This window comes from Brevibacillus ginsengisoli, assembly GCF_050113715.1.
Classification (GTDB): domain Bacteria; phylum Bacillota; class Bacilli; order Brevibacillales; family Brevibacillaceae; genus Brevibacillus_H; species Brevibacillus_H ginsengisoli.
The window spans coordinates 57,994-80,735 of record NZ_JBNJQR010000001.1 but is presented as its reverse complement, the minus strand read 5'-3'; the positions used below and the strand labels follow the sequence as shown (position 1 = coordinate 80,735).

Annotated in this window: 19 protein-coding genes; 2 read left to right on the top strand and 17 right to left on the bottom strand. The window is 46.3% G+C overall.

Annotated features, from left to right (window positions below; genetic code table 11):
• Window positions 1–25: 25 nt before the first annotated feature.
• From pnpS to citZ, 6 genes are all read right to left on the bottom strand, one after another.
• The gene (gene pnpS, locus ACQCN2_RS00395) at window positions 26–1,804 is read right to left on the bottom strand and encodes a two-component system histidine kinase PnpS (RefSeq protein WP_426926905.1); all 1,779 of its coding nucleotides are present in this window, start codon (window positions 1,802–1,804) and stop codon (window positions 26–28) included.
• 18 nt (window positions 1,805–1,822) lie between these two features.
• Window positions 1,823–2,518: a winged helix-turn-helix domain-containing protein gene (locus tag ACQCN2_RS00390; protein WP_426926904.1), complete on the bottom strand. Its 696-nt coding sequence runs from the start codon at window positions 2,516–2,518 to the stop codon at window positions 1,823–1,825.
• Between the two features lie 14 nt (window positions 2,519–2,532).
• The gene (locus tag ACQCN2_RS00385; protein ID WP_426926903.1) at window positions 2,533–3,018 is read right to left on the bottom strand and encodes a hypothetical protein; all 486 of its coding nucleotides are present in this window, start codon (window positions 3,016–3,018) and stop codon (window positions 2,533–2,535) included.
• A 343-nt stretch (window positions 3,019–3,361) separates the two neighbouring features.
• On the bottom strand, window positions 3,362–4,300 hold the full coding sequence (gene mdh, locus ACQCN2_RS00380; protein ID WP_426926902.1) for a malate dehydrogenase: 939 nt from the start codon (window positions 4,298–4,300) through the stop codon (window positions 3,362–3,364).
• 51 nt (window positions 4,301–4,351) lie between these two features.
• The gene (gene icd, locus ACQCN2_RS00375) at window positions 4,352–5,635 is read right to left on the bottom strand and encodes an NADP-dependent isocitrate dehydrogenase (protein WP_426926901.1); all 1,284 of its coding nucleotides are present in this window, start codon (window positions 5,633–5,635) and stop codon (window positions 4,352–4,354) included.
• A gap of 137 nt (window positions 5,636–5,772) precedes the next feature.
• Complete coding sequence (citZ, locus tag ACQCN2_RS00370) at window positions 5,773–6,885, bottom strand: citrate synthase (protein ID WP_426926900.1); 1,113 nt, start codon at window positions 6,883–6,885, stop codon at window positions 5,773–5,775.
• 402 nt (window positions 6,886–7,287) lie between these two features.
• Between citZ and ytvI the strand changes: the two genes are divergently transcribed.
• Entirely contained in the window at window positions 7,288–8,448 is a 1,161-nt protein-coding gene (gene ytvI / locus ACQCN2_RS00365; RefSeq protein ID WP_426926899.1) for a sporulation integral membrane protein YtvI, read from the top strand.
• A 26-nt stretch (window positions 8,449–8,474) separates the two neighbouring features.
• On the opposite strand, the gene ACQCN2_RS00360 is transcribed toward ytvI, so the two are convergent.
• The 10 genes from ACQCN2_RS00360 to ACQCN2_RS00315 form a co-directional block, all read right to left on the bottom strand.
• The gene (locus ACQCN2_RS00360) at window positions 8,475–8,870 is read right to left on the bottom strand and encodes an FxsA family protein (RefSeq protein WP_426926898.1); all 396 of its coding nucleotides are present in this window, start codon (window positions 8,868–8,870) and stop codon (window positions 8,475–8,477) included.
• 40 nt (window positions 8,871–8,910) lie between these two features.
• Window positions 8,911–9,354, bottom strand: coding sequence for an acyl-CoA thioesterase (locus tag ACQCN2_RS00355; RefSeq protein ID WP_426926897.1), 444 nt, complete (start codon window positions 9,352–9,354; stop codon window positions 8,911–8,913).
• 152 nt (window positions 9,355–9,506) lie between these two features.
• Window positions 9,507–11,261 (bottom strand): pyruvate kinase, encoded by a 1,755-nt coding sequence (gene pyk / locus ACQCN2_RS00350; RefSeq protein ID WP_426926896.1) that lies wholly within the window; start codon window positions 11,259–11,261, stop codon window positions 9,507–9,509.
• Between the two features lie 50 nt (window positions 11,262–11,311).
• On the bottom strand, window positions 11,312–12,271 hold the full coding sequence (gene pfkA / locus ACQCN2_RS00345) for a 6-phosphofructokinase (RefSeq protein WP_426926895.1): 960 nt from the start codon (window positions 12,269–12,271) through the stop codon (window positions 11,312–11,314).
• 237 nt (window positions 12,272–12,508) lie between these two features.
• Window positions 12,509–13,465, bottom strand: coding sequence for an acetyl-CoA carboxylase carboxyl transferase subunit alpha (accA, locus tag ACQCN2_RS00340; protein ID WP_426926894.1), 957 nt, complete (start codon window positions 13,463–13,465; stop codon window positions 12,509–12,511).
• Between the two features lies 1 nt (window position 13,466).
• Window positions 13,467–14,375, bottom strand: a complete 909-nt coding sequence (accD, locus tag ACQCN2_RS00335; RefSeq protein ID WP_426926893.1) for an acetyl-CoA carboxylase, carboxyltransferase subunit beta — start codon at window positions 14,373–14,375, stop codon at window positions 13,467–13,469.
• Window positions 14,376–14,396: 21 nt separating this feature from the next.
• On the bottom strand, window positions 14,397–14,579 hold the full coding sequence (locus tag ACQCN2_RS00330) for a glutamate decarboxylase (RefSeq protein ID WP_426926892.1): 183 nt from the start codon (window positions 14,577–14,579) through the stop codon (window positions 14,397–14,399).
• A 92-nt stretch (window positions 14,580–14,671) separates the two neighbouring features.
• The gene (locus tag ACQCN2_RS00325) at window positions 14,672–15,343 is read right to left on the bottom strand and encodes a FadR/GntR family transcriptional regulator (RefSeq protein WP_426926891.1); all 672 of its coding nucleotides are present in this window, start codon (window positions 15,341–15,343) and stop codon (window positions 14,672–14,674) included.
• 65 nt (window positions 15,344–15,408) lie between these two features.
• Window positions 15,409–16,653 (bottom strand): NADP-dependent malic enzyme, encoded by a 1,245-nt coding sequence (gene ystJ, locus ACQCN2_RS00320; RefSeq protein WP_426927498.1) that lies wholly within the window; start codon window positions 16,651–16,653, stop codon window positions 15,409–15,411.
• 138 nt (window positions 16,654–16,791) lie between these two features.
• The gene (locus ACQCN2_RS00315) at window positions 16,792–20,334 is read right to left on the bottom strand and encodes a DNA polymerase III subunit alpha (protein WP_426926890.1); all 3,543 of its coding nucleotides are present in this window, start codon (window positions 20,332–20,334) and stop codon (window positions 16,792–16,794) included.
• A 162-nt stretch (window positions 20,335–20,496) separates the two neighbouring features.
• On the opposite strand from ACQCN2_RS00315, the gene ACQCN2_RS00310 reads away from it, so the two are divergent.
• A complete protein-coding gene (locus ACQCN2_RS00310; protein ID WP_426926889.1) occupies window positions 20,497–20,814 on the top strand; it encodes a YtpI family protein in 318 nt (105 codons plus the stop codon).
• Between the two features lie 104 nt (window positions 20,815–20,918).
• On the opposite strand, the gene ACQCN2_RS00305 is transcribed toward ACQCN2_RS00310, so the two are convergent.
• On the bottom strand, window positions 20,919–22,490 hold the full coding sequence (locus ACQCN2_RS00305; RefSeq protein WP_426926888.1) for an amidase: 1,572 nt from the start codon (window positions 22,488–22,490) through the stop codon (window positions 20,919–20,921).
• Between the last annotated feature and the right edge of the window lie 252 nt (window positions 22,491–22,742).

Below are 22,742 nucleotides of genomic sequence, written 5' to 3'. Positions count from 1 at the left end.
AATGTTATCTTTTTGTAAAATTTGCTTAGAACCGGTGATCCAGATAGTTCATTGGTAGACGTACGGTAAAGGTTGTTCCCTCTCCCTCGACGCTTTGCACGCTGATATGCCCGCGCAGCAGCTCACATAGATGTTTGACGATCGCAAGACCCAGTCCGGTCCCCCCAGAATCTCTGGACCTTGCCTTGTCTACTCTGTAGAATCGCTCAAAAATCCGCGAGAGGTCCTTCTCTGGAATCCCAATCCCTGAATCGCGAATGATAATCTCCACCTCATCCTCACGCTTGTTAACCTCAATGGCGATCAGACCATTCTCAGGCGTATAGGCGACCGCATTGGCCACCAGATTTAATAGAATCTGCCTGAGACAATCTTTATCTGTGGTAATGAGTACAGGGTCTTTCATCGGAAGCTCTACGGTGTGTTCTTTTCGCTGAATTTGCTCTTGGACAAGAGCCACTACCTCTCTCGCTACCTCTGTCACATCTACCTTGCCCTGAGATAAAGAGACTCGCTTCTGCTCAATTTTGGACAAGTCCAGAATATCGACAATTAAGCGGAACAATCGTTCACTCTCATCATAGATAATTTGTAAAAAGTTGCGGCAGACTTCTTCATCCTGCATCGCCCCATCCAACAAAGTCTCTGTAAAGCCTTTAATGGATGTAATCGGAGTTCGCAGCTCGTGCGACACATTGGCGACGAAATCACTTCGCATCTTCTCTAAACGACGGATTTCTGTGATATCGTGAAGGACCGTGACAACCCCTTTGGCTTCTCCTTTGATATTGATATAAGGGGCAATATTGACGTCGAGTATGCGTTCCTGCGGATAATAGATGTGTACTTCCTCACGTACTTTTTGACCGGTATCGATACATTTATCAATGTATTGGCTCAGTCCAAAGTTGCGCCCCGCTTCAATATGAAGTTTACCTACCAATTCACTTTGATGAGTACCTAACAGCTGCTCCACTGCCGGATTCACCAGCATGATTCGCCGGTTCTCGGTCACAACCAGTACACCGCTCACCATATTGGTTAAAACCCCAGTCAGCCGCTGTTGATTCTCCGAAATCTCGTACATTTGCTGTTCCAAGCTGGATGCCATAAAATTGATCGCGGCCGCCAATTGGCCGATCTCATCCTTAGCTTTCAGTCTCACACGGCTCTCGTATTGACGCTGGGTAATGTTTCGCGCAACCCGTGTAATCTCTTCAATCGGCCTTGTAATACTTTTTGCGATTTGAGAACTTACCAGTGTGCCGAGGATCAACGTGATGAACAGTCCGGTTGCCAAGCTGTACCACATATGGTGGATCGTCTGGACAATGTATTCCACAGACATAGCCGAGCGTACAGCACCGATAACTTCGCCATTCGAAAGAACCGGGACCGCTATATACATCATATCGTAGCCCAATGTTTCGCTAAATCGAATAGACGTGCCTTTGTGTCCGCTAAGCGCACTCTCAAACTCCGGTCGATTCCGGTGGTTCTCCATATGTCCAGGATCGCTATTCGTATCCAGCTTCACTTCCCCAAGTCGATTAATAATCGTGATTCTCGATTCGGAGGTTTGGGCTATGCTTTGCACTCTCCCATGTAATGCAACCTGATTGTTAAAAATCTCGGGATCATGTACCACTTCCGAAACCATTTGAGCTTCCTTGCCAAGCAGATCGGATAGATTTTGCATGTAGGATTGTTCCAGGATCTTGGCAAAGTAGACGCCCATCAGCAATAGGACAACAGAGATTAGACCGAGAATAGTCAAATTAAGCTTTAGCCGAAATCGGTACATATCTCTCCTCCAGACAAATTAACCTTCCAATTTGTATCCTAAGCCACGTACCGTTTTAATATAATGCGGGTTCTTGGTGTCTTCTTCAAGTTTTTCACGCAGATGACTGATATGCACGTCCACAATCCGAGAATCTCCAATGAAGTCATAATTCCATACCGCATTCAGCAATTGGTCACGAGTCATGACTCTTCCTTGATTGGAAGCAAGATGCTGCAGGAGTTCAAATTCTTTAGGAGTAAGCTCTACTTTATCCTCGCCGCGGTAAACTTCGTATTTCTCTGGGAACAGACGAATCTTACCGAATGAAATCATAACCTCTTCGTCTACCGCGCTTTTCTGAGGCATCGGCTGAATGCGTCGTAAAATGGCTTTAACGCGAGCCACCACCTCACGAGGACTAAATGGCTTCGTCAAATAGTCATCGGCTCCCAGTTCCAGTCCTAAAATCTTGTCCAATTCATCATCTTTTGCTGTAAGAATGAGAATCGGCGTTTGAACCTTTTCCTGTCGAAGGGTTTTACAAACATCCATGCCATCCATTTTCGGAAGCATCAGATCAAGAACAATAAAGTCGGGCTTTTCCCGATGGGCCATTTCTAGCGCCTGAAGTCCATCGTGAGCAACAATACACTCATATCCTGCTTTTTCCAAGTTAAACTGGAGTAGTTTGGAGATAGACAGTTCATCATCAACCACTAAAATTTTTGTCACGTCAGAGGTTCCCCCTACTTACGAAATGGATCAATATCTTTTTGAATTTTGCGCAAATCCTCAATAGACTCCGCTATTTTAGCATCCGCCGCAGGCTCTTTGCTCGGATCGTTCTTATCGAACGCGTCAAATAATGCTTGATAACCCTCTTTCCGTTTATCCAAAGCCTTCATTAATCGGTCACGGAACGGTTCGAGTTCTGATGGAATATGAGCGGATACCACATCGGCATAGATATTATCGTTAATACCCATTCCATTCGAAATGGTATTTTGTACCTTCGTCCGTTTTACTTCTCCTTTTTTGTACATGTCGCGGACATCTGTCAACACCTTGATGCCGTTAGGAGCTTCTACGTTCACTTGATCAACTATTTCGATGAAATCTTTCTTCGCTTGAGCCACTTCCTCAGAGCTTGCTTGCAAACTACAACCGCTTGCAACCATAAGCAAAATGGCAAAGAAAAATGGCAATAATCCCAGCTTCATATACTGCTTCAAATTGAAAGGCCCCTTTCCCCATCCTATCAATAGTTTGTTCAATTGACAGAATTCTACTATTTTAGTCTGCCAGAAGCAAATATGTGTGACAAGTAATTTTTCTGTTAAGAAAAGACTTCGTCCCTTCCCGCTCTGTTTAAGCTCGCTTGAAGTATCTACTGTCCGCTCCGTTCACTTCGCTATGTTTCGCTTAAAATGAGCTTCGAGCGGACGAAGTCTTTTCTTCGGTGGGCTTACGCGAGTGGACGGAATGTTTAACTGCTTTATCTCTGTAATGCATTAAACATTCCGATATTAAAAAAAGGTGTCCTGCTTTAAGCAGAACACCTTTGAAGTTGTTAACTTACGCCAAAACTTTCATGACGTTGCGTACGGAGTCAGCGGATTTATCAAGCGCCGCTTTTTCTTCTGGAAGCAATTCAAGTTCCATAATTTTCTCGATACCGTTAGCACCCAACAAAGTTGGAACGCCAAGGTAAAGATCGCTATAGCCGTATTCTCCTTCAAGGTAAGCGATGGAAGGCAAGATGCGTTTCTTGTCCTTCAAGATCGCTTCAGCCATTTGAACGAGAGAAGCCGCTGGAGCGTAGTAAGCAGAACCATTACCCAACAAGTTAACGATTTCGCCGCCGCCTTTGCGGGTACGTTCTACGATGGCATCCAAACGATCTTGTGGGATCAAGCTTTGGAGAGGAATACCGCCAGCATAGGAGTAGCGTACTAGTGGAACCATGTCATCACCGTGTCCACCCAATACGAAGCCAGTTACGTCCTCTACAGACACCTTCAACTCTTCTGCTACGAACGTACGGAAACGCGCAGTATCCAATACGCCGGATTGTCCGATTACGCGCTCTTTTGGGAAGCCGGACGTTTTGAAGAATGTGTAGGTCATAGCGTCTACTGGGTTAGAGAGAACAAGAACGATGGAGTTTGGCGCATAGGTTTTTACTTGCTCAGCTACAGAACGCATGATGCCAGCGTTGGTGTTAACCAAATCGTCGCGGGACATACCAGGTTTACGGGCGATACCTGCTGTGATGATAACAAGGGCAGCATCTTTGATATCCTCGTAGTTTGCAGTACCTGTGATGTTCGCGTCAAAGCCAAGAACTGGGGAAGATTCCATCATGTCAAGAGCTTTACCTTTGGTTGGGTTTTCCAATTGCGGAATATCAACCAATACTACATCGCCAAGCTCTTTTTGTCCGAGGATGAACGCAGTTGTTGCACCAGTGAATCCACTACCGATAACCGCGATTTTTTTACGAGCGTTTGTCATCGTAATTCCCCTCCAATTTTTACTTGTTTATTCTATTCAATTAGGTGATTCTTACAGGTTTTTGATCAAAGCGTCGCCGAACTCAGAGCATTTGAGTTCAGTTGCACCGTCCATCAAACGAGCGAAATCGTAAGTAACGGTTTTATCGGAGATGGTTTTCTCCATTGCGTTGATCAACAAATCAGCCGCTTCATTCCATCCAAGGTGACGAAGCATCATTTCACCAGAAAGGATCACAGAAGATGGGTTTACTTTATCCAAACCAGCATATTTCGGAGCTGTACCATGAGTTGCTTCGAAAATTGCGTGACCAGTCAAGTAGTTAATGTTTGCTCCTGGAGCGATACCGATACCGCCAACTTGAGCAGCAAGCGCGTCGGAGATATAGTCACCGTTCAGGTTAAGTGTCGCTACTACATCGTATTCAGCTGGACGAGTCAAAATTTGTTGCAAGAACGCATCCGCAATGACATCTTTCACGATGATTTTGCCTGCTGCTTCCGCTTCTTTTTGTGCTTTGTCAGCGTCGCCGCCTTCAGCTTTAATGCGATCGTATTGTGCCCAAGTGAATACTTTATCACCGTATTCAGCTTCAGCTACTGCATAACCCCAAGTTTTGAACGCACCTTCAGTAAACTTCATGATGTTTCCTTTGTGTACAAGGGTTACAGATTTACGCTTGTTGTCGATCGCATATTCAATCGCCGCACGAACAAGGCGCTCAGTACCATCTTTGGAAACAGGCTTGATACCGATACCGGAAGTCTCAGGGAAGCGGATTTTCTTAACGCCCATTTCTTTTTGCAAGAACTCGATTACTTTTTTCACTTCAGGTGTACCTTCTTGCCACTCAACACCCGCATAGATATCTTCAGTATTCTCACGGAAAATAACCATGTCAGTCAGTTCAGGGTGTTTAACAGGAGATGGAACGCCATCGAAGTATTGAACTGGACGTACGCAAGCATACAAGTCCAACTCTTGACGAAGAGCTACGTTGATGGAACGGATACCGCCGCCAACTGGAGTAGTCAAAGGACCTTTGATTGCGATCAGGTATTCGCGAATTGCGGTTAATGTATCTTCAGGAAGCCATTCACCATATTGGTTGAACGCTTTTTCACCAGCAAAAACTTCAAACCAAGCGATTTTTTTCTCACCTTTGTAAGCTTTTTCTACAGCAGCGTCCAATACACGAACAGATGAGTTCCAGATGTCTGGTCCTGTACCGTCTCCTTCAATGAAAGGAATAATCGGGTTATTAGGTACGATCATTTTACCATTATCTACTGTAATTTTTTCGCCAGTTGTTGGCAAGGACAAGTTCTTAAACAAAGTAATCACTCCAGACGGTTAGTATATTACTGCTAAGTATATAGTGATAACCTCGGTAACAGCAGAAGGAGAACTACTATGAAGCGCCAAGAGTCCAGCGCTACAGTAGTAGTTCACCTTACTTTCTGCAATGAAGTTTATCGTTGATCGATTGGAACATAATGTTTATTAACCGGTCCTGTATAATCTGCGCGTGGACGGATCAAACGGTTATTTTCATATTGTTCCATAATGTGAGCTGTCCAACCCGACATGCGGCTGATGGCGAAAATCGGAGTGAACAAATCAATTTCTAATCCAAGAGAGATGTAAACAGATGCGGAGTAGAAATCAACATTTGGTTTCAAACCTTTTTCACCTGTTACCATTTCTTCGATTTTAACGGACATTTCATAAAGCTCTTCGCGCCCGATTTGCTTAGTCAATTCTTTAGACATTTGACGAAGCCATTTTGCGCGAGGATCACCGTCTTTATACACGCGGTGACCGAAGCCCATGATTTTCACTTTGTTGTCAAGCGCTTCACGAACCCAAGATTCTACACGATCCATAGAACCGATTTCGGTAAGCATTTTGGCAACCGCTTCGTTAGCTCCCCCGTGAAGTGGACCTTTCAACGTTCCGATTGCGGATACAACACCAGAGTACATGTCAGTCAACGTAGCAACCGTTACGCGGGCAGCGAAGGTAGACGCGTTGAATTCATGGTCAGCGTGTAAAATGAGAGCGGTGTCAAAAGCTTTTACTGCTGTTGCGGTTGGCTCTTGGCCTGTTAGCATGTAAAGGAAATTTTGAGCAACCGTAAAGTTAGGATTTGGAGCTACTGGCTGCAATCCTTTGCGGATACGCTCAAATGCCGCTACAATTGTTGGGGTTTGAGCCAACAAACGGATGGCTTTGCGATAGTTCGCTTCTGACGACATATCTTGTGCTTCCGAGTCGTAGAGAGCTAGCGAAGAGACAGCTGTACGCAGGGCTGCCATTGGATGCACTCCATGCGGATAAGAACGGATGCTATCAATTACTTCTTGTGGAACAACGGCGTTGGCACCTAACTCTTTTTGTAGCTTTTCCAGCTGATCGCGCTTCGGTAGCGCTCCATGCCACAGTAAATACACCACTTCTTCAAAGGTAGCGTTTTCAGCTAATTCATCTACATTGATACCGCCATAGCTTAATACACCGTCAACGATAGCGCAGATAGATGATTGAGCAGCGACGACTCCTTCTAGTCCTCGAGTTGCTGTCATAAGAACTCTCTCCTTTTCCGTAAAATGGTCTCTCTAGTAGGTTGTGAGGCCATCTTCCTTTTACCACCAATTCGTATGTTACGCGCTTTATAAAGGCATCTTTCGATATTTCATCTGTATGGTGGAAGAAGGGATGAAAGCGAGAGACACCTTTTCTTGCAGCAAGGGAGAAGATACATCGGATAAATGTATTCTCTTTTCACATGGGATAAAAAGAAGAATTAAAACGTTATTTCGACAATAATTATAAAAGATATTTACGATTTTGTGAATAAAAATCGTATAAACTGTCACATTTATACCTGATCTTGCCTATGCAACTAAGCTTACGGCATAATAGTTACAATAAGGTTACACAACTTATGCGTTAAAAATTTTGCTTAAGTGGCGTTTTTTACCAAGATGGGAGTGGTTACCCTGGCTCAAGAAATGTTGGTACGTTTACTTCAACGTATCTTCCAAATCTCAAGGTTGTTGTTCGTCATCCTAATTACGTATGCTTCGTTCAAGCTCATCCATTTTCTAACACCATTACTGTTCCCATTTCTCATTGGGTTAATCATTGCGGTCATGGTCAATCGGCCCGTTACCTTTCTCTCCAAAAAGGGACGAATTCCAAGGTGGCTATCTGTTCTGATTGTTCTTCTATTATTATTGGGGATTATCGGCGGTTTGCTTACACTCGTGATTACGGAAACAGTTTTAGAAATTGGACAGCTCATCACAATGCTTCCTACATTTACGGATGAGCTTACGCATTACCTGCAACGAACAATTAGCCAAGACTTTTTGATGGGGATCTATAATCAGCTGACATTCTTCTACCAACAGCTAGATCCAGGCTATAAATCAACCATCGACGCTAATGTGGGCAGTGCGCTCAAAACGATCTCGCAGGCCGGACAAGATATCGTCCTCGGTTTCTTGCAAGGGATCAAAAATCTGCTGGTTTCGCTTCCAAATCTGGCAACGATTTCGGTGATTTCACTCTTGGCCGCATTCTTCATCAGTAAAGACTTTTACCTGTGGCGCACCCGTGTAAGAAGGATTTTACCCAACGTCCTAAATAGTCGGTTGGATACCATCATTCTCGATCTGCGCAATGCGTTGTTCGGATTCGTCAAAGCTCAAATGACCATCATCTCCATCACGGCTGCCATTGTGATCGTTGGACTTCTTATTTTACGCGTCAATTACGCGATTACGATTGGGCTTTTGACAGGGATCGTGGACCTGTTGCCGTATCTGGGAACAGGAACCGTCTTCGTACCGTGGATCGTCTACTTGTTCTTTAAAGGGAACTATTCACTGGTGATTGGTTTGTCCATTCTGTATGCGGTTGGCATTATCGCTCGCCAGATCATCGAACCAAAAGTACTTGCCGATAACGTAGGACTTGAACCGCTGCTTGCCCTGATTGCCATGTTCACCGGACTGAAGCTGTTCGGATTCCTCGGTTTGATCATCGGTCCTGTCTCGCTTGTGTTGATCAACGCGCTGATTCGCGCAAGGATCTTTCAGGACGTGTGGCGCTATATCAAAGGAAACCCCCTTACGCCTTAGCGAAGGGGGTTTTTCCATAGGAGGATTTATCTTCGGAAGAAAAACTGAATCTTGCCCGTTGACATCATGTTCCACAGCCATTTTTTAAAGAAATAACGGATGATCATTCGGGTGTAAGGAATAAGAAAAAAGATTCCAAACACATCCGTTACAAATCCTGGAGTAATCAACAGAATGGCACCGATCATGACTAAAATCCCATCGATAATGGAATCGGTCGGCATTTGTCCACGTGATGTCTGCATCTGAAAGTTGCGTAATACCTGTAAGCCTTCCTTCTTGGCAAGCCAGGCCCCCAATACACTTGTGAAGATGACCAAAAGAACCGTCCACCAAGGACCAATAACCTTGCCAACAGAGATTAATCCCCATAGCTCTATAGCAGGAACGATAATAAATAATACCAGCAAAATACGAAACATGATGATCACACCCTTATCACTTGTCTCTTGCCTAACGTACTTATTTATTCTTACGTGAAAGGTTCCATTCGGTTTCTAACATGGCATACATGTCTGGAAGGCTTCGATTCAATCGGATGGGCCTCAATGCCGGGTTCGTGAAGACATGCTGGGTTTGACCATGCACAAGCAGTGTGTCGGTGTCCAAATTGACAATCTCATATCGGAAATGAAGACGTAAGGGAGTCAACTCTTCGATGATTGTGCGCACCTCCACCATATCGTCATAACGAGCAGGTGATTTAAAAGAAATCGCAGCATCTGTCACAGGCAACAAAACACCCTGTTCCTCCAGTTGCCGATAGGAAAATCCCAAATCCCGAATAAACGAGGTTCGTCCAATCTCAAACCAATTCAAATAATTGGTATGATAGACCACCCCCATCTGGTCTGTTTCCGAATAACGTACCCGAAATTGGATGGTTTTATAGTCAGTCAAGCGCATGGCATAATCTCTCCTTTTACCCAATCAATCTCTTGTCCCTATTCATTTATTTTACCACATTCACGAAAAGGCTTCCTCGACACCAGATTATGAAATAAGAGCAGGCCGTCTGATCCAATCAGACAGTCTGCTCTAGTTCGTTCTTCACACTATTAGAGTACGCGGGTAGCTCCCGTGTAAATGTGGCCTCTTTCTGAATCAACTGTGACAATTGTTCCTTCTTTCAGCTTGCTGGTTGCCCGTTCAACACCAACAATGACAGGCACGCTAAGGTTCAACCCAACGATTGCCGCATGAGAGGTGAGTCCGCCTTCCTCAGTAATGACGGCACCTGCGCGTTTAAATGTCTCGATGGTGTCGGAGTCCGTTCCATATGTCACCAAAACGGCTCCATCCTCCATTTTTTCAATCGCTTCAGATGCGGAGCGGGCAATAATGACTTTGCCGGTTATGACTTTGCGGCCAATTCCTTGTCCTTTGGCAACCACATCGCCGATCACGTGAATTTTCATCAGGTTGGTTGTGCCTGTTTCACGAACAGGTACACCAGCAGTGATCACTACCAAATCACCATGACGAACAAATCCTGCGTTCAAAGATTCACGCACAGAAATTTCCAGCATCTCATCGGTTGTCTCGGCAACTGGTCCAATCAGTGGATATACGCCGTTGACCAGAGAAAGACGGCGAAGTACATCCTCGTGAGGGGTTACGGCAATGATTGGTGCTTTTGGACGATATTTCGCAACCATACGAGCGGTATGACCGCTTTCAGTCGCGGTTAAAATCGCTGAAGCCTTCAAATCAAGCGCAGAATTGGCTACAGCTTGACTGATCGCATCGGTAATCGTCATTTGTTGGCGCATTGTATGGCTATCGAGGATTTCACGATAGTTCAGTTCCTGTTCCGCGCGCATAGCAATGCGGTTCATGGTTTCTACAGATTCAAGCGGATATTTACCGGCAGCTGTTTCTCCAGACAGCATAATCGCGTCTGTTCCGTCAAAAATAGCATTCGCCACGTCGCTTGCTTCCGCACGAGTCGGACGAGGGTTACGCTGCATGGAATCAAGCATTTGAGTCGCCGTAATAACTGGTTTACCCAGCAAATTGCACTTCTCGATCAATTTCTTCTGAACCATTGGCACTTCTTCTACCGGGATTTCTACACCCAAGTCTCCACGCGCTACCATTAGGCCATCAGAGACAGCGAGAATCTCGTCTACATTCTGTACGCCTTCTTCATTCTCGATCTTAGGAATGATGTCAATCTTGGCATTATGACGCTCCAAAATTTCACGGATCTCTAAAATATCCGCGGCCTTGCGCACAAAAGACGCGGCAATGAAGTCTACATTTTGACGAATACCAAATTCAATATCCGCCGCGTCTTTTTCGGTTATGCCCGGCAGTTTAATTTTAACCCCTGGAACGTTGACGCCTTTTTTATTTTTGAGGATCCCGCCATTCTTGATTCGGCAATAGATTTCGGTCCCCTCGATCTTTTCAACGGTAAGTCCAATTAAGCCGTCATCAATGAGGATTGTGCTGCCAACTTCAACATCCTGCGGCAAATCTTCGTACGTAATGGAGACGCGCTCTACTGTTCCAAGAACATCTTCAGTGGTAAGGATGATCGTGTTGTTCTCCACTAATTCAACGTAATCTGTGGTTAAATCCCTGGTGCGAATCTCTGGGCCTTTGGTATCCAACAAGATGGCAATGTGCTTGCCTGTCTCTTTACACGCTTGACGAATGTTCACAATTCTAGCCGCGTGCTCCTCATGGGATCCGTGAGAAAAATTCAGCCGGGCTACGTTCATCCCTGCTTCGATCATTTGTTTCAACATCTCAACCGATTCACTTGCTGGTCCGATCGTACATACGATTTTTGCCTTCCGTAACAATTGAATTACCTCCCGTATATGTAAGTCTAAAAAGTTGTTGGAGAATTGCTTTAAATGGACAATGTACGAGCAAGCTGATAAACAGATAAATCCAAGGTGTGTTTCTTCGCAAGCGCTTCGTCAATATCAACGTCAACGATTTGGTTGTTGGAGATACCCACCATTCGGTCAGCTTTACCTTCCAAGAGCAAATCTACAGCGGCTGCACCCATACGGCTTGCTAGCATTCGGTCGTTCGCGGTAGGTGAGCCCCCACGTTGGATATGACCAAGTACGGTTACCCGGGTCTCCCAGCCGGTACGGGATTTAATCATCTCAGCATATTCTGTAGCGCTACCCACACCTTCCGCTACGATGATGATGGAATGTTTTTTACCACGACGATGACCCGCATGCAAGCGTTCCACAATATCATCCATATCCTTATCAGCCTCAGGAATAATGATGGATTCCGCTCCCGCAGCCAGTCCTGCCCATAAAGCCAGGTCGCCCGCGTCACGTCCCATTACCTCGATAATGTAGGTACGTTCGTGTGAAGTTGCCGTATCCCTGATTTTATCGATTGCTTCCACGATGGTGTTGAGCGCTGTATCAAAACCAATCGTGAAATCTGTGCATGGAATATCGTTGTCAATTGTGCCTGGGATTCCGATGGTTGGGAAGCCTTTTTGGGTCAGCTTCTGCGCTCCGCGGAAAGATCCATCTCCACCAATGACGATTAATCCTTCAATGCCATGCTTCTTGAGTTGTTCAATCGCTTTTTGCTGACCTTCTTCTGTTCTGAACTCTTGGCTGCGCGCTGTGTACAGAATCGTTCCTCCACGGTGAATAATATCCCCTACGGAACCGAGGGTCATTTCTTTAATGTCTCCTCGGATTAGCCCATCGTATCCATGATATACTCCATACATTTGAACCCCGTGATAAACAGCGCGTCGTACCGCTGCGCGGACTGCCGCGTTCATTCCAGGTGCGTCTCCTCCACTCGTTAAAACCGCCATTTTTTTCATTACAATTCACCTCATTATTAATTTCTACAATTAGCATGGCTTGAATCTTGAACAGTATGTAATATACCGAATCTGTTCGTCTTGCTTGTGTCATACTGTTATAATTAATAATAATTTCTGTTACACCTATTCAAATAATGTGCCATGCTGTTAAACAAATGCCTCCAAGCCTTGATACGACTCGATTGTAACAGATTTCACGTAAGAAAAATAGTGCAAAAAAAATACTCCCCTGTATTACAGAGAAGTATATTCACCCATCTTTTTAAACTTATCATACCGATCCTGTACTAATTCTTCAGGCGACATCGTCATCAGTTCACGCAGTCCTTGTACAAGCTGCTCTTTCACGAGGTGAGCTTGCTCATTCACGTCACGATGAGCACCGCCAAAAGGTTCTGCAATAACGCCATCAATAACCCCTAATTCCAGCAAATCAGGCGCGGTAATTTTCATGGTCTCCGCAGCTCGCATCGCAAGGCTCGAGTCTTTCCACAACAAAGCTGCTGCACCTTCAGGAGATATTACGGAGTAAACCGAATTCTCCAACATATAGATTCGGTTACCTACGCTGATCGCGAGCGCTCCTCCGCTTCCTCCTTCTCCGATAACCACGCAGAGAATCGGAACTTGGAAGCTTGCCATTTCTAATAGATTGCGCGCGATCGCTTCACTTTGTCCGCGCTCCTCCGCCGCTTTGCCCGGATAGGCTCCTTGCGTATTGATGAAGGTGATAATCGGACGACCAAATTTATTGGCTTGCTCCATCAAGCGCAAGGCTTTGCGGTAGCCTTCCGGATGCGGCATTCCGAAGTTGCGAGAGATATTTTCCTTGGTATCTTTCCCTTTTTGATGCCCAATGACCGTTACCGGTAACCCGTCCAATTTGGCGATACCACCGACAATCGAGGAATCGTCACCATACAGACGGTCTCCGTGTAATTCCAAAAAGTCAGTAAAGATTCTCTCAATATATTCAAGAGTAGTCGGTCTCTCTTGATGACGAGCGATTTGGACTCGTTGCCACGGCGTTAAATTCCCATAGATCTGATCCGCCAAATCCTTGGCCCTCTGCTCTAATCGAACCACTTCATCCGAGAAATCGATCCCTTTCTCTTCGGTAAAACGTCGCAGTTCTTTAATTTTGTCTTGCAGTTCGACTAGCGGTTTCTCAAACGCTAATTCTCCCGCCATGTTACACTACCTCCCGATCCGCGTGCATCTCTACAATTTTGGCTAATGTTTCACGCATTTCTTTGCGATGCACGACCATATCGAGTTGACCATGTTTGAGCAAAAACTCTGCCGTTTGGAAATCCTTTGGCAGCTCCTGGCGAATGGTTTGTTCAATAATTCGGCGACCAGCAAAGCCAATCAACGCTCCCGGCTCGCCAATGTTGTAATCGCCTAAGGACGCAAAGCTTGCTGATACACCACCAGTTGTTGGATTCGTCAACACGGAAATGAACAAAAGCTTCGATTCACTTAATTTGGCAAGCGCGGCGCTTGTTTTGGCCATTTGCATCAAACTGAGCACACCTTCTTGCATGCGCGCCCCACCCGAGGCACTGAACAAGATGAAAGGAAGCTTTCGTTCAATGGCTTGTTCGATGGCTCTGGTAATTTTTTCTCCGACAACCGATCCCATACTTCCCATCCGGAATCTGGCATCCATGACCCCAAGCACAACCCGATGGCCATCCAGAAGTCCTTCTCCGGTAATAACCGCTTCATTCAAGTTGGTTAGTTCCCGATCCTGTTGCGCTTTTTCTGAATAACCTGGGAAATTGAGCGGATTGGTTGAGATCAGATCCGCGTCGAATTCTTCTACCAACTTGCCCTCATCCAATAAAGCCTGTATTCTCTCCGGCGCACTCATCGCAAAATGATGATTGCAACCGCGGCATACTCGCAGGTTTTTATCAAGGTCTTTGGAATAATGAATGTTTCCACATTGAGAACATTTATGCATCAGACCTTCTGGAACTTCCTTAGGCTCTTTCAACTCTTTACTTTCTTTAGGTTCTAAAGAAGGCGTACGCCCTATGTTTTCAGTTGGAATCGTAGCGAATTTACGCTTCTTACCAAAAAGATCTTTAAGCACAGAAACACCCCACAATAATGGTCAGTGAAGGATGGTGCTGAGTACCTCTTGGACTTCAAGAAGTTCGCTTCCTGGTACAAGAATCTCGTATTGCTTGGACACTCTTGCTTCGCGAACCTTCACCAGGAATCCTTCATCTGTCAAGCGCTGCTGAATTCGTTCGGCTATCTTGGCGCTAGGAGCGATGTAGATGACAGTCCACATGATGCTTCCTCCTCTTAATATCAACCCATAAACACTGTAATCTGCATCATCATATCACAGTGCCGATTGTTGCCGCAAACCGATAAAGGGAATTACAGTTTGCTATTGTCGAGGTGGGCGCGCATATGGGCTACTGCCTTCTCTTCTTCACCTTCACGAATCGCAAGCATAATCTCTCGATGTTCCTCCAGTGCCACTCGGGCCCGCCCTTCTCGCGACAATGAACTGTTACGGACACTTTCACTGTATTCGATAAGGGGTGCCCAAATCCGGTGCAGCACCGAGTTGCGACTGGAGCGGCAAATGACGCGATGAAACTGGTAATCTTCCTCCATTGGAATTTCTCCGCGTTCCACTCTTTCCCACGCCACTGCCAAAATTCTTTCCATTTCTTCAAAATGCTTGGCCGAAGCCCTCCGGCATGCCAACCGCACAGCTTCCAGCTCCAGGATTTTACGCATTTCGACCAGATCTTTCTTGGTCTTGGCATCCCGCAGAATAAAGTAACCTAAAATATCAATTAATCGATTTTGCCGATAGTTTCGTAAAAAAGTACCTTCCCCGCGGCGTGTTTCGATCAGCCCCAAAAGCTCAAGCGCCCGAAGCGCCTCACGAACGGATGAACGTCCCGCTCCAAGCGCTTCGGATAAATCGCGCTCGGAAGGGAGTTTATCGCCGGGTCGCAGGTTCTCACGCTGCATAATCTCGTGAATTTGTAACAGAATTCCTTCGTATGCTTTCCGTTCCTGCGAAGAGTCGAGCATACTCTACACCTCCTATTGGGAACACTCGGTAATTGCCGAGCCTTTTGGTGAGAGTAGAACCGTTATTAGGATTGTTGGTAGGCAATAGATGCCAGCTTCTCTGTTTTGACACGTACCTCTTCAGGGTCTACCTCTTTACGCGCTACACCGCTCTTCATTGCTGCTTTCGCAACCTCATACGCAACAAGTGGAGCTACGCGCGGGTCAAATGGAGATGGAATGACTTTATCCGCATTCAATTCTTCAGCGGAAATCAGGCTTGCAATGGCATGTACGGCGGCCAATTTCATCTCTTCATTGATGCTTGTGGAGTATGTATCCAACGCACCACGGAAAATTCCTGGGAAGGCCAATACGTTATTAACCTGATTCGGGAAGTCGGAACGTCCTGTACCAATGACAGCCGCACCCGCTTGCTTCGCTTCGTTTGGCAAGATCTCAGGAGTCGGGTTCGCCATGGCAAAAATAATCGCGTCACGATTCATGGATTTCACCATTTCTTGTGTTACAGCACCAGCAGCGGATACACCAACGAATACGTCTGCTCCTACCATCGCGTCTTTCAACTCGCCAGAAATCTTGGAGCGGTTTGTTACTTCTGCCACTCGCTCCTTCACCGGATTCATACCGAAAGGACGACCTTCATAGACAATCCCTTTGGTATCGCACATGAGAATCTCTTGTACGCCCATGCTGAGAAGCAATTTGATAATCGCAATCCCGGCAGCGCCTGCACCATTGACTACCACGCGGATTTGGTCGATTTGTTTGTTGACTACTTTCAGGGCATTAATCAAGCCCGCAGCCGTAACAATCGCTGTTCCGTGCTGATCATCATGAAATACTGGAATATTGGCTTCTTTTTTCAGGCGTTCTTCAATAATGAAGCAAGCCGGTGCCGCAATATCCTCTAAATTCACACCGCCAAAGGTAGGCTCAAGAAGCTTAACCGTCTCGATGATTTTTTCAATATCCGTTGTATTTAAGCAAATCGGGAAGGCATCTACACCTGCAAACGCTTTGAACAGAAGTGCTTTTCCTTCCATAACCGGCATCGCCGCTTCTGGCCCAATGTTGCCAAGACCAAGTACAGCTGTTCCGTCACTTACAACGGCTACCAGATTACCTTTAATGGTATATTCGTATACTTTGGTTGGATCATCAAAGATTTCTTTGCAGGGTTCCGCAACACCTGGAGAATAGGCGAGGCTCAAATCATATGCACTGCGTAAAGGGATCTTGGAAACTGATTCCAGTTTTCCTTGATGCTTTCTGTGAAGTTCAAGTGCTTCGTCTCTTAAATTGGACACCATAACCACTCCGTTTCATTTTTGCGGATGTATATCTTGCTAAGTGGTCTGACCACTAAAGAAAAATTATGTACTCATTATAACAAAACCGTCACAACTGTAAAGTCAGCGAAAAAGCGCAAAAAGGGAGGACATTTCCTATCCTCCCCAGTTTATTGGCATTTCTTTCAGGATTACGCTCTCTCTTCCCACTATTTCTCTCGCTTGCTCCAAAAATGACTCGTCTGGGTCAACGCAATATTCGGCAGGAAGGCGGATCGTCTGCTTTTTGCCCTCATAATAAAGCAACACAGAAATCGTTCCTCTTCTTTCGACAAGCAATTTTTTTAAGCGAGTTAATGTCGAATCCCGTTCTTGCTTGGCAGAGATTTTGACGAACGCAACCGTCTCGGTCTGAACCTTTGATTGCGAATGAGTTTCAGGCTGCTGTTGGACTTCAATCTGTGACTGTGCTTCTATCTGTGATTGAGATGGAGCTTGAGGCAGCGGCAGCGTCGTCACATCCCAGAAGCGTGAGGCGATCAGCTTGCAGATATCCTCCTGCACATCCACGCGTCCTTCCACGACAATCAGCTGTTCCTTTTGCAACAAGCTCTGATGCTTCTGAAACACCTGCGGGAAGACGACGACTTCGATGGGAGCCGTGCGATCCTCCACGACGAGAAAAGCCATGGGTTCCCCTTTTTTCGTCTGAATCTGCTTGCTCTCCAGAACCATTCCCACCAGTTTCACTGTCTGATTGCGTTGATTCTCTTCAATCCGGGCAATACGAATGACCCCAGGATGATTGCTCAGATGGCGATAATCGTCTAGCGGATGACCCGATACATAGACGCCAAGCATGTCTCGCTCTTCTTTTAGACGCTGGATTCCGGTGAAATCGGGTACCTCAGGATAGGAAGAGACCGGAATAACTGTCTGATCGGTTGTTGAGTCTGTGTTCGAATCGGCTTGTAACGGAGCAAACAGATTCAATTGAGCTTCGTCCCGCTCCCGTCGACGCAAAAGGCCTTTCTCGAGCGCTTCATCCAGTATGACCAATAATTGAGCGCGTGAACCCGGCAGCGAGTCCAACGCACCGCACAGAATCAAGGATTCAATCACTCGGCGATTCACCAGTCGGCTGTCCACTCGGGAACAGAAATCAACGATATCTCGATAAGCGGCTTTCTGGCGCTCCCGCACGATGGATTCCACCGCGCCATACCCGACATTTTTAACGGCCGCTAGTCCAAAGCGAATCTTGTTGTTTTGTACGGTAAACAGCGCTTCACTGTGGTTTACATCGGGCGGAAGAACCTCCACCTGCAGTCTGCGGGCCTCGTCGACGTACTCGGCTATCTTGCCTTGGCTGCCAATCGAGAGTGACAAGAGTGCTGCCATAAAAGCGACGGGATAGTTGGCTTTGAGATAGGCCATCTGGTAAGAGATCATAGCGTAGGCCACTGAATGGGCTTTGTTATAACCATAGTCGGCAAAGCGAACAATCAGGTCGTATATTTCATTCGCCAATTTCTCGTCGTATCCCTGACGGATGCTTCCTTCCACAAAACGCTCGCGCTGCTCTGCCAGCAATTCACGCTTCTTCTTCCCTACTGCCCTTCGCAAAATGTCCGACTCTCCCAACGAGAAACCAGCCATCTTGGAGGAAATCTGCATGATTTGCTCCTGATAAATCATAAAGCCATGCGTCTCACAAAGGATCGGTTCCAGATCTGGATGGGCATAATGTACCTTTTCCTTACCATGCTTGGCCTGAATATATTGCGGAATGATCTCCATTGGCCCCGGTCGATACAAGGCAAGAACGGCGATAATATCGTCAATCGTGGACGGTTTCAATTCTCGCAGCACATTGCGCATACCCGACGACTCCAATTGAAAAACACCCGTGGTCTCTCCTCGGCTAAGCATCCGAAAGCTCGCCTCATCATTCATGGGAATCTGGTTTAAAGACAGCTCAATTCCAATGGAACGCAAATGATTCAATGTTTCTTGAATAATGGTCAGGTTGCGAAGTCCCAGGAAGTCCATTTTCAACAAGCCTACTTGTTCCAACACTTCCATCGGATATTGCGTCAGGCTTAAGCCTTCACTGCCAAGCTGCAAGGGTACATACTCCGTTAATGGATCACGGGAGATGACGACACCTGCGGCATGTGTCGAAGCGTGGCGCGGGAGCCCCTCCAAGCCTTTGGCTGCCTGAATCAGCTTGGCCACTTGCGGGTTATCCTGCGTCAACTTCACCAGATCAGGGTTCATCTGCATGGCTCGGTCAATATTCATTGAGTGGGATTGCGGGATCATTTTCGCGACACGATCAACCAGTCCAAGTGACAAGCCTTGCACCCGTCCCACATCTCGAACAGCCGCTCTTGCTGCCAATGTTCCAAAGGTAATGATTTGGGCGACACGGTCATGTCCGTATTTGTCTGCTACATACCGGATTACTTCATCCCGCCGCTCCACGGCAAAGTCGATATCAATATCTGGCATGGTGATCCGCTCGGGATTCAGGAACCGCTCAAACAACAGGTTAAACGCCAAGGGGTCAACATTGGTAATATGAAGGGCATAGCTGACAATACTTCCAGCTGCTGAACCACGTCCCGGTCCTGTCGGAATCCCATGATCATGCGCGTATCGCATAAAGTCCCAGACAATCAAAAAATAATCGGTAAAGCCTGTTCCAGTAATAATCGTTAGTTCGTGATCTAATTGGGCGGTAATCTTCGGCGTCAGCTCACCATATCGTTCCCGGCATCCTTGCAGGCAAAGCTTCCGCAGATATTCATTAGGATCAATGTCATCCGGCAAAGGAAATTTCGGTAGGATATGCTGATCAAACACAAGCTCCAACTGACATCGCTCAGCGATGCGAAGTGTGTTCTCCAGCGCTTTGGGCGCAAAAGCGAAGTTTCGTGCCATTTCTTCTCCGCTTTTGAGATAATATTGATCGGTCTCATAGCGAAATCGCTCGGGTTCATCCAATGTTTTGGCTTCCTTGATCGCCAAGAGGACGTCGTGAAGCTCATGGTCCTCTTGATTGACATAGTGCACGTTATTGGTCACGACCAACGGAATTCCCAGCTCCTGATGCATCTTCACAACTCGTTGGTTCAGTCTCCGCTCAATCTCCAGACCGTGATCCTGCAATTCCAGATAAAAATGCTCCGGTCCGAACAGCTTCTGATACCACTGGGCTGTCTGGGCTGCAGCTGTGATATCGCCAGCCAAAAGCAGTCTTGCGATCTCACTTTCTCTGGCGTCAGCTATAGCGATCAGACCGGCTGTGTGCTTCGCGAGAATGGTCCTATTAATTCGTGGCAGAATCTGTCCGCCTTCCGTTTGAGCAATCGTCGTAAGCTTTAAGAGATTGCGGTAGCCTGTGTGATTCTCTGCCAGAAGCACCAGGTGAAACGGTGGAGCTGACTTACGGGTAATACGCTCGTCTAATGAACCATCTACCAAATTGACCTCAAGCCCGATAATCGGTCGGATACCGGCTTCTTTACACGCCCGATAAAATGGAATGGCTCCATATAGGTTGTTATGATCCGTAATCGCGAGAGCCTTCATTCCCAGCTCTACCGCTCTTGGTATCAATTCATTAATCCGCGCTGTGCCGTCAAGCAAGCTATATTCAGTATGAACATGTAAATGAACGAATGGTGTACTCACCTAACTCGTCCTTTCTATTCGTCGTTAGTTCTTGAATCATACTTTCTATTATAGCGCAAATGTTTGCCATGCGAACGTATAATCGCTCTAATTGACCACTTTGGCTAATTTTAGTAGGATGAGAGGGTACTTAATTGTTCGGTACGGAAAGGAGCCTCTCTTATGTGGTTCGCTACGTATGTAACAGGACTTGCGGGTTCTTTGATGGGCTGGGTCTACTACAGTATTTCTGCGCGCCGACGTGGGATTCACCCGCTGGAATCCAAAATGATCCTTGGAAAAATGAATGTCATGCTTGGACTTTTACTCCTCTTTTTGGGAGCTAACCAATTCACATTCGACAATTTGGACGCGACTCGTATCATCGTTGCCTGTCTATTTCTTGGCGTTGGAGGCATCAACCTCATTCTGGGCTTGCGCAATTATCTTCGTTTTAAGCGTGAGTGGTTGTCGGCAACACGGAATAAGAAAAGCGCCTAACCCTTAGTACTTAATAAATGCTTTTAAGGAATTGCTTGTAGTTGTTTGCAAAGAACAGGCACCTATCGAGTGTAGGCGCCTGTTCTTTTTAGTCTATGCCCAGGTTACTGACAGCACAGTTTACCAGCCGGATAGTCTGCCTTTCCTTGAAAAGCCGTTTCTAATGCTTTCATAACAGCCAGCACCAGATCTTCACGATAATGGGGAGCGACAATTTGCACGCCAACTGGCAAACCTGCACTCTCCCGCTCATTATGCGAGAGTGTTTGAATCACTCGATCCTTACTCTGCTGACGTTCTCGAGCTTCTTCTGTACGGACTTGGGAAAGAGAAACAACACCCGCTGGCATCTGCAAATAGTTAAACAAGCACCCGTATGAACCTTCAAATGATAAATTCAGTGAGGCATCATGTCCCAAGGCAGTCGTAATAAATGGTGGACAGATTAGCACATCAATCTGCTGGTTCCTCCATTCTTGTATAAAAGTCTGTTGATGCAGAGCTCTCGCTTGTACCAGTCGATCTATCATCTCTTCTGTTTTTGCCCCTACATGCGGAAAGATTAGCTCACCCACCGTTCGCTGGCCCAGGAGACGGAGAATACCACTAATGATTGGGCGGAGACTGGGTTTGATGGATTGTACTTTGTGGACTTTTTGCAGGTGAGGGCTCTCAATCTGTTCATGCAGTGTCCGACGCAAGCCTTGTCCGCCATCAGCCAACAGGATGGAATAGAAACCTGTGAACATCTCACGAATATGCGGAGGTTTAAATTCGACCACCTCTGCTCCACTTGCTTTAAGTGCCGCTGCCGCTTCCTGAATGGTGCGTGCGATGGCGGGTGCTACCGGAAGTATCCCATCATCGAGGATGTAGCCCACCCTCAATCTGGATAGATCAATCTGCTCAGGAGCAATTGGATACTGCTCAGTTTGTTCTGTTTGTTCCGTAACAACCTGAAGGGCCAACGTCAAATCATCGACAAATCTTGCCATTGGTCCGATTGAGGACATGACATTTCCCGCTTTTTGGACATGATAGATTCCCTGTGGAGGTCTTGTTGCGATACGTCCGGGGGTAGGTTTGATCCCGTGTATCCCGCAAAAATGAGCTGGTGTTCGAATGCTCCCCCCGATATCAGTTCCCATCCCAAGCGGAGAACCCCCATACGCAATGATCGCTCCCTCTCCACCTGAGCTTCCCCCTGGTGTCTTCGCATGATTCCAGGGATTCAGACTCCTGCCATAGACCGGGTTAACACATTCACAGCCCATCAAAAGCTCCATGACATTCGTTTTCCCCAATAGAATCGCACCATGATCTTGCAATTTATCGATAACAGGATCATTTTGATTCGCTAGGTGATCGAGACGACTGCGCACTCCCCATGTACAAGGCGTTCCTGCTACTTCAATAGACTCTTTTATCGTGACAGGAACCCCATGCAGACGACCGATTCGACTCCCGCTTCGAACCTCCCGATCCAGCTTGGTAGCAGTTCGTCTTGCTTGATTAAATAAAGGAACAGCGACAGCCTTAATCAGTTGGTCTCGCTCTTCGATTCTGGCGATGAGCGCTTCGACAATCTCTTGGGAACTAAATAAGCCAGATGCAACTCCCCCTGCCATCTCTGCAGCACCCATTTGAAAAAAGGATCGGTGATGCTGACTCACCATAGCTCCATCCCCCTGACTTAGTAGGTATATCGGCAATTCGACCAATATGATCCAAGATCATCATATACCAATTGTGAAAATTATGAAAATACATTCTCCTTGTATGTACAGGGTTTTCGAGACTTAAGCCACTTGAGTTAAGAATTTCTTAAGAATTATGGAATGGTTTACTTAAGATCTATCCGTTAGTATATGAACAGTTGTTTGGAAGAGGTTGCCAATTGTTCAAGGGGTGATATAGTAAAAAACATG

What these genes read in the sequence shown, in the direction of transcription:
- pnpS (WP_426926905.1), bottom strand. Translation starts at nt 1,804, where the DNA reads ATGTACCGATTTCGGCTAAAGCTTAATTTGACTATTCTCGGTCTAATC.
- mdh (WP_426926902.1), bottom strand. Translation starts at nt 4,300, where the DNA reads ATGACAAACGCTCGTAAAAAAATCGCGGTTATCGGTAGTGGATTCACT.
- citZ (WP_426926900.1), bottom strand. Translation starts at nt 6,885, where the DNA reads ATGACAGCAACTCGAGGACTAGAAGGAGTCGTCGCTGCTCAATCATCT.
- ytvI (WP_426926899.1), top strand. Translation starts at nt 7,288, where the DNA reads ATGGGAGTGGTTACCCTGGCTCAAGAAATGTTGGTACGTTTACTTCAA.
- ACQCN2_RS00360 (WP_426926898.1), bottom strand. Translation starts at nt 8,870, where the DNA reads ATGTTTCGTATTTTGCTGGTATTATTTATTATCGTTCCTGCTATAGAG.
- ACQCN2_RS00355 (WP_426926897.1), bottom strand. Translation starts at nt 9,354, where the DNA reads ATGCGCTTGACTGACTATAAAACCATCCAATTTCGGGTACGTTATTCG.
- pfkA (WP_426926895.1), bottom strand. Translation starts at nt 12,271, where the DNA reads ATGAAAAAAATGGCGGTTTTAACGAGTGGAGGAGACGCACCTGGAATG.
- accA (WP_426926894.1), bottom strand. Translation starts at nt 13,465, where the DNA reads ATGGCGGGAGAATTAGCGTTTGAGAAACCGCTAGTCGAACTGCAAGAC.
- ACQCN2_RS00330 (WP_426926892.1), bottom strand. Translation starts at nt 14,579, where the DNA reads ATGTGGACTGTCATCTACATCGCTCCTAGCGCCAAGATAGCCGAACGA.
- ACQCN2_RS00325 (WP_426926891.1), bottom strand. Translation starts at nt 15,343, where the DNA reads ATGCTCGACTCTTCGCAGGAACGGAAAGCATACGAAGGAATTCTGTTA.
- ACQCN2_RS00310 (WP_426926889.1), top strand. Translation starts at nt 20,497, where the DNA reads ATGTGGTTCGCTACGTATGTAACAGGACTTGCGGGTTCTTTGATGGGC.
- ACQCN2_RS00305 (WP_426926888.1), bottom strand. Translation starts at nt 22,490, where the DNA reads ATGGTGAGTCAGCATCACCGATCCTTTTTTCAAATGGGTGCTGCAGAG.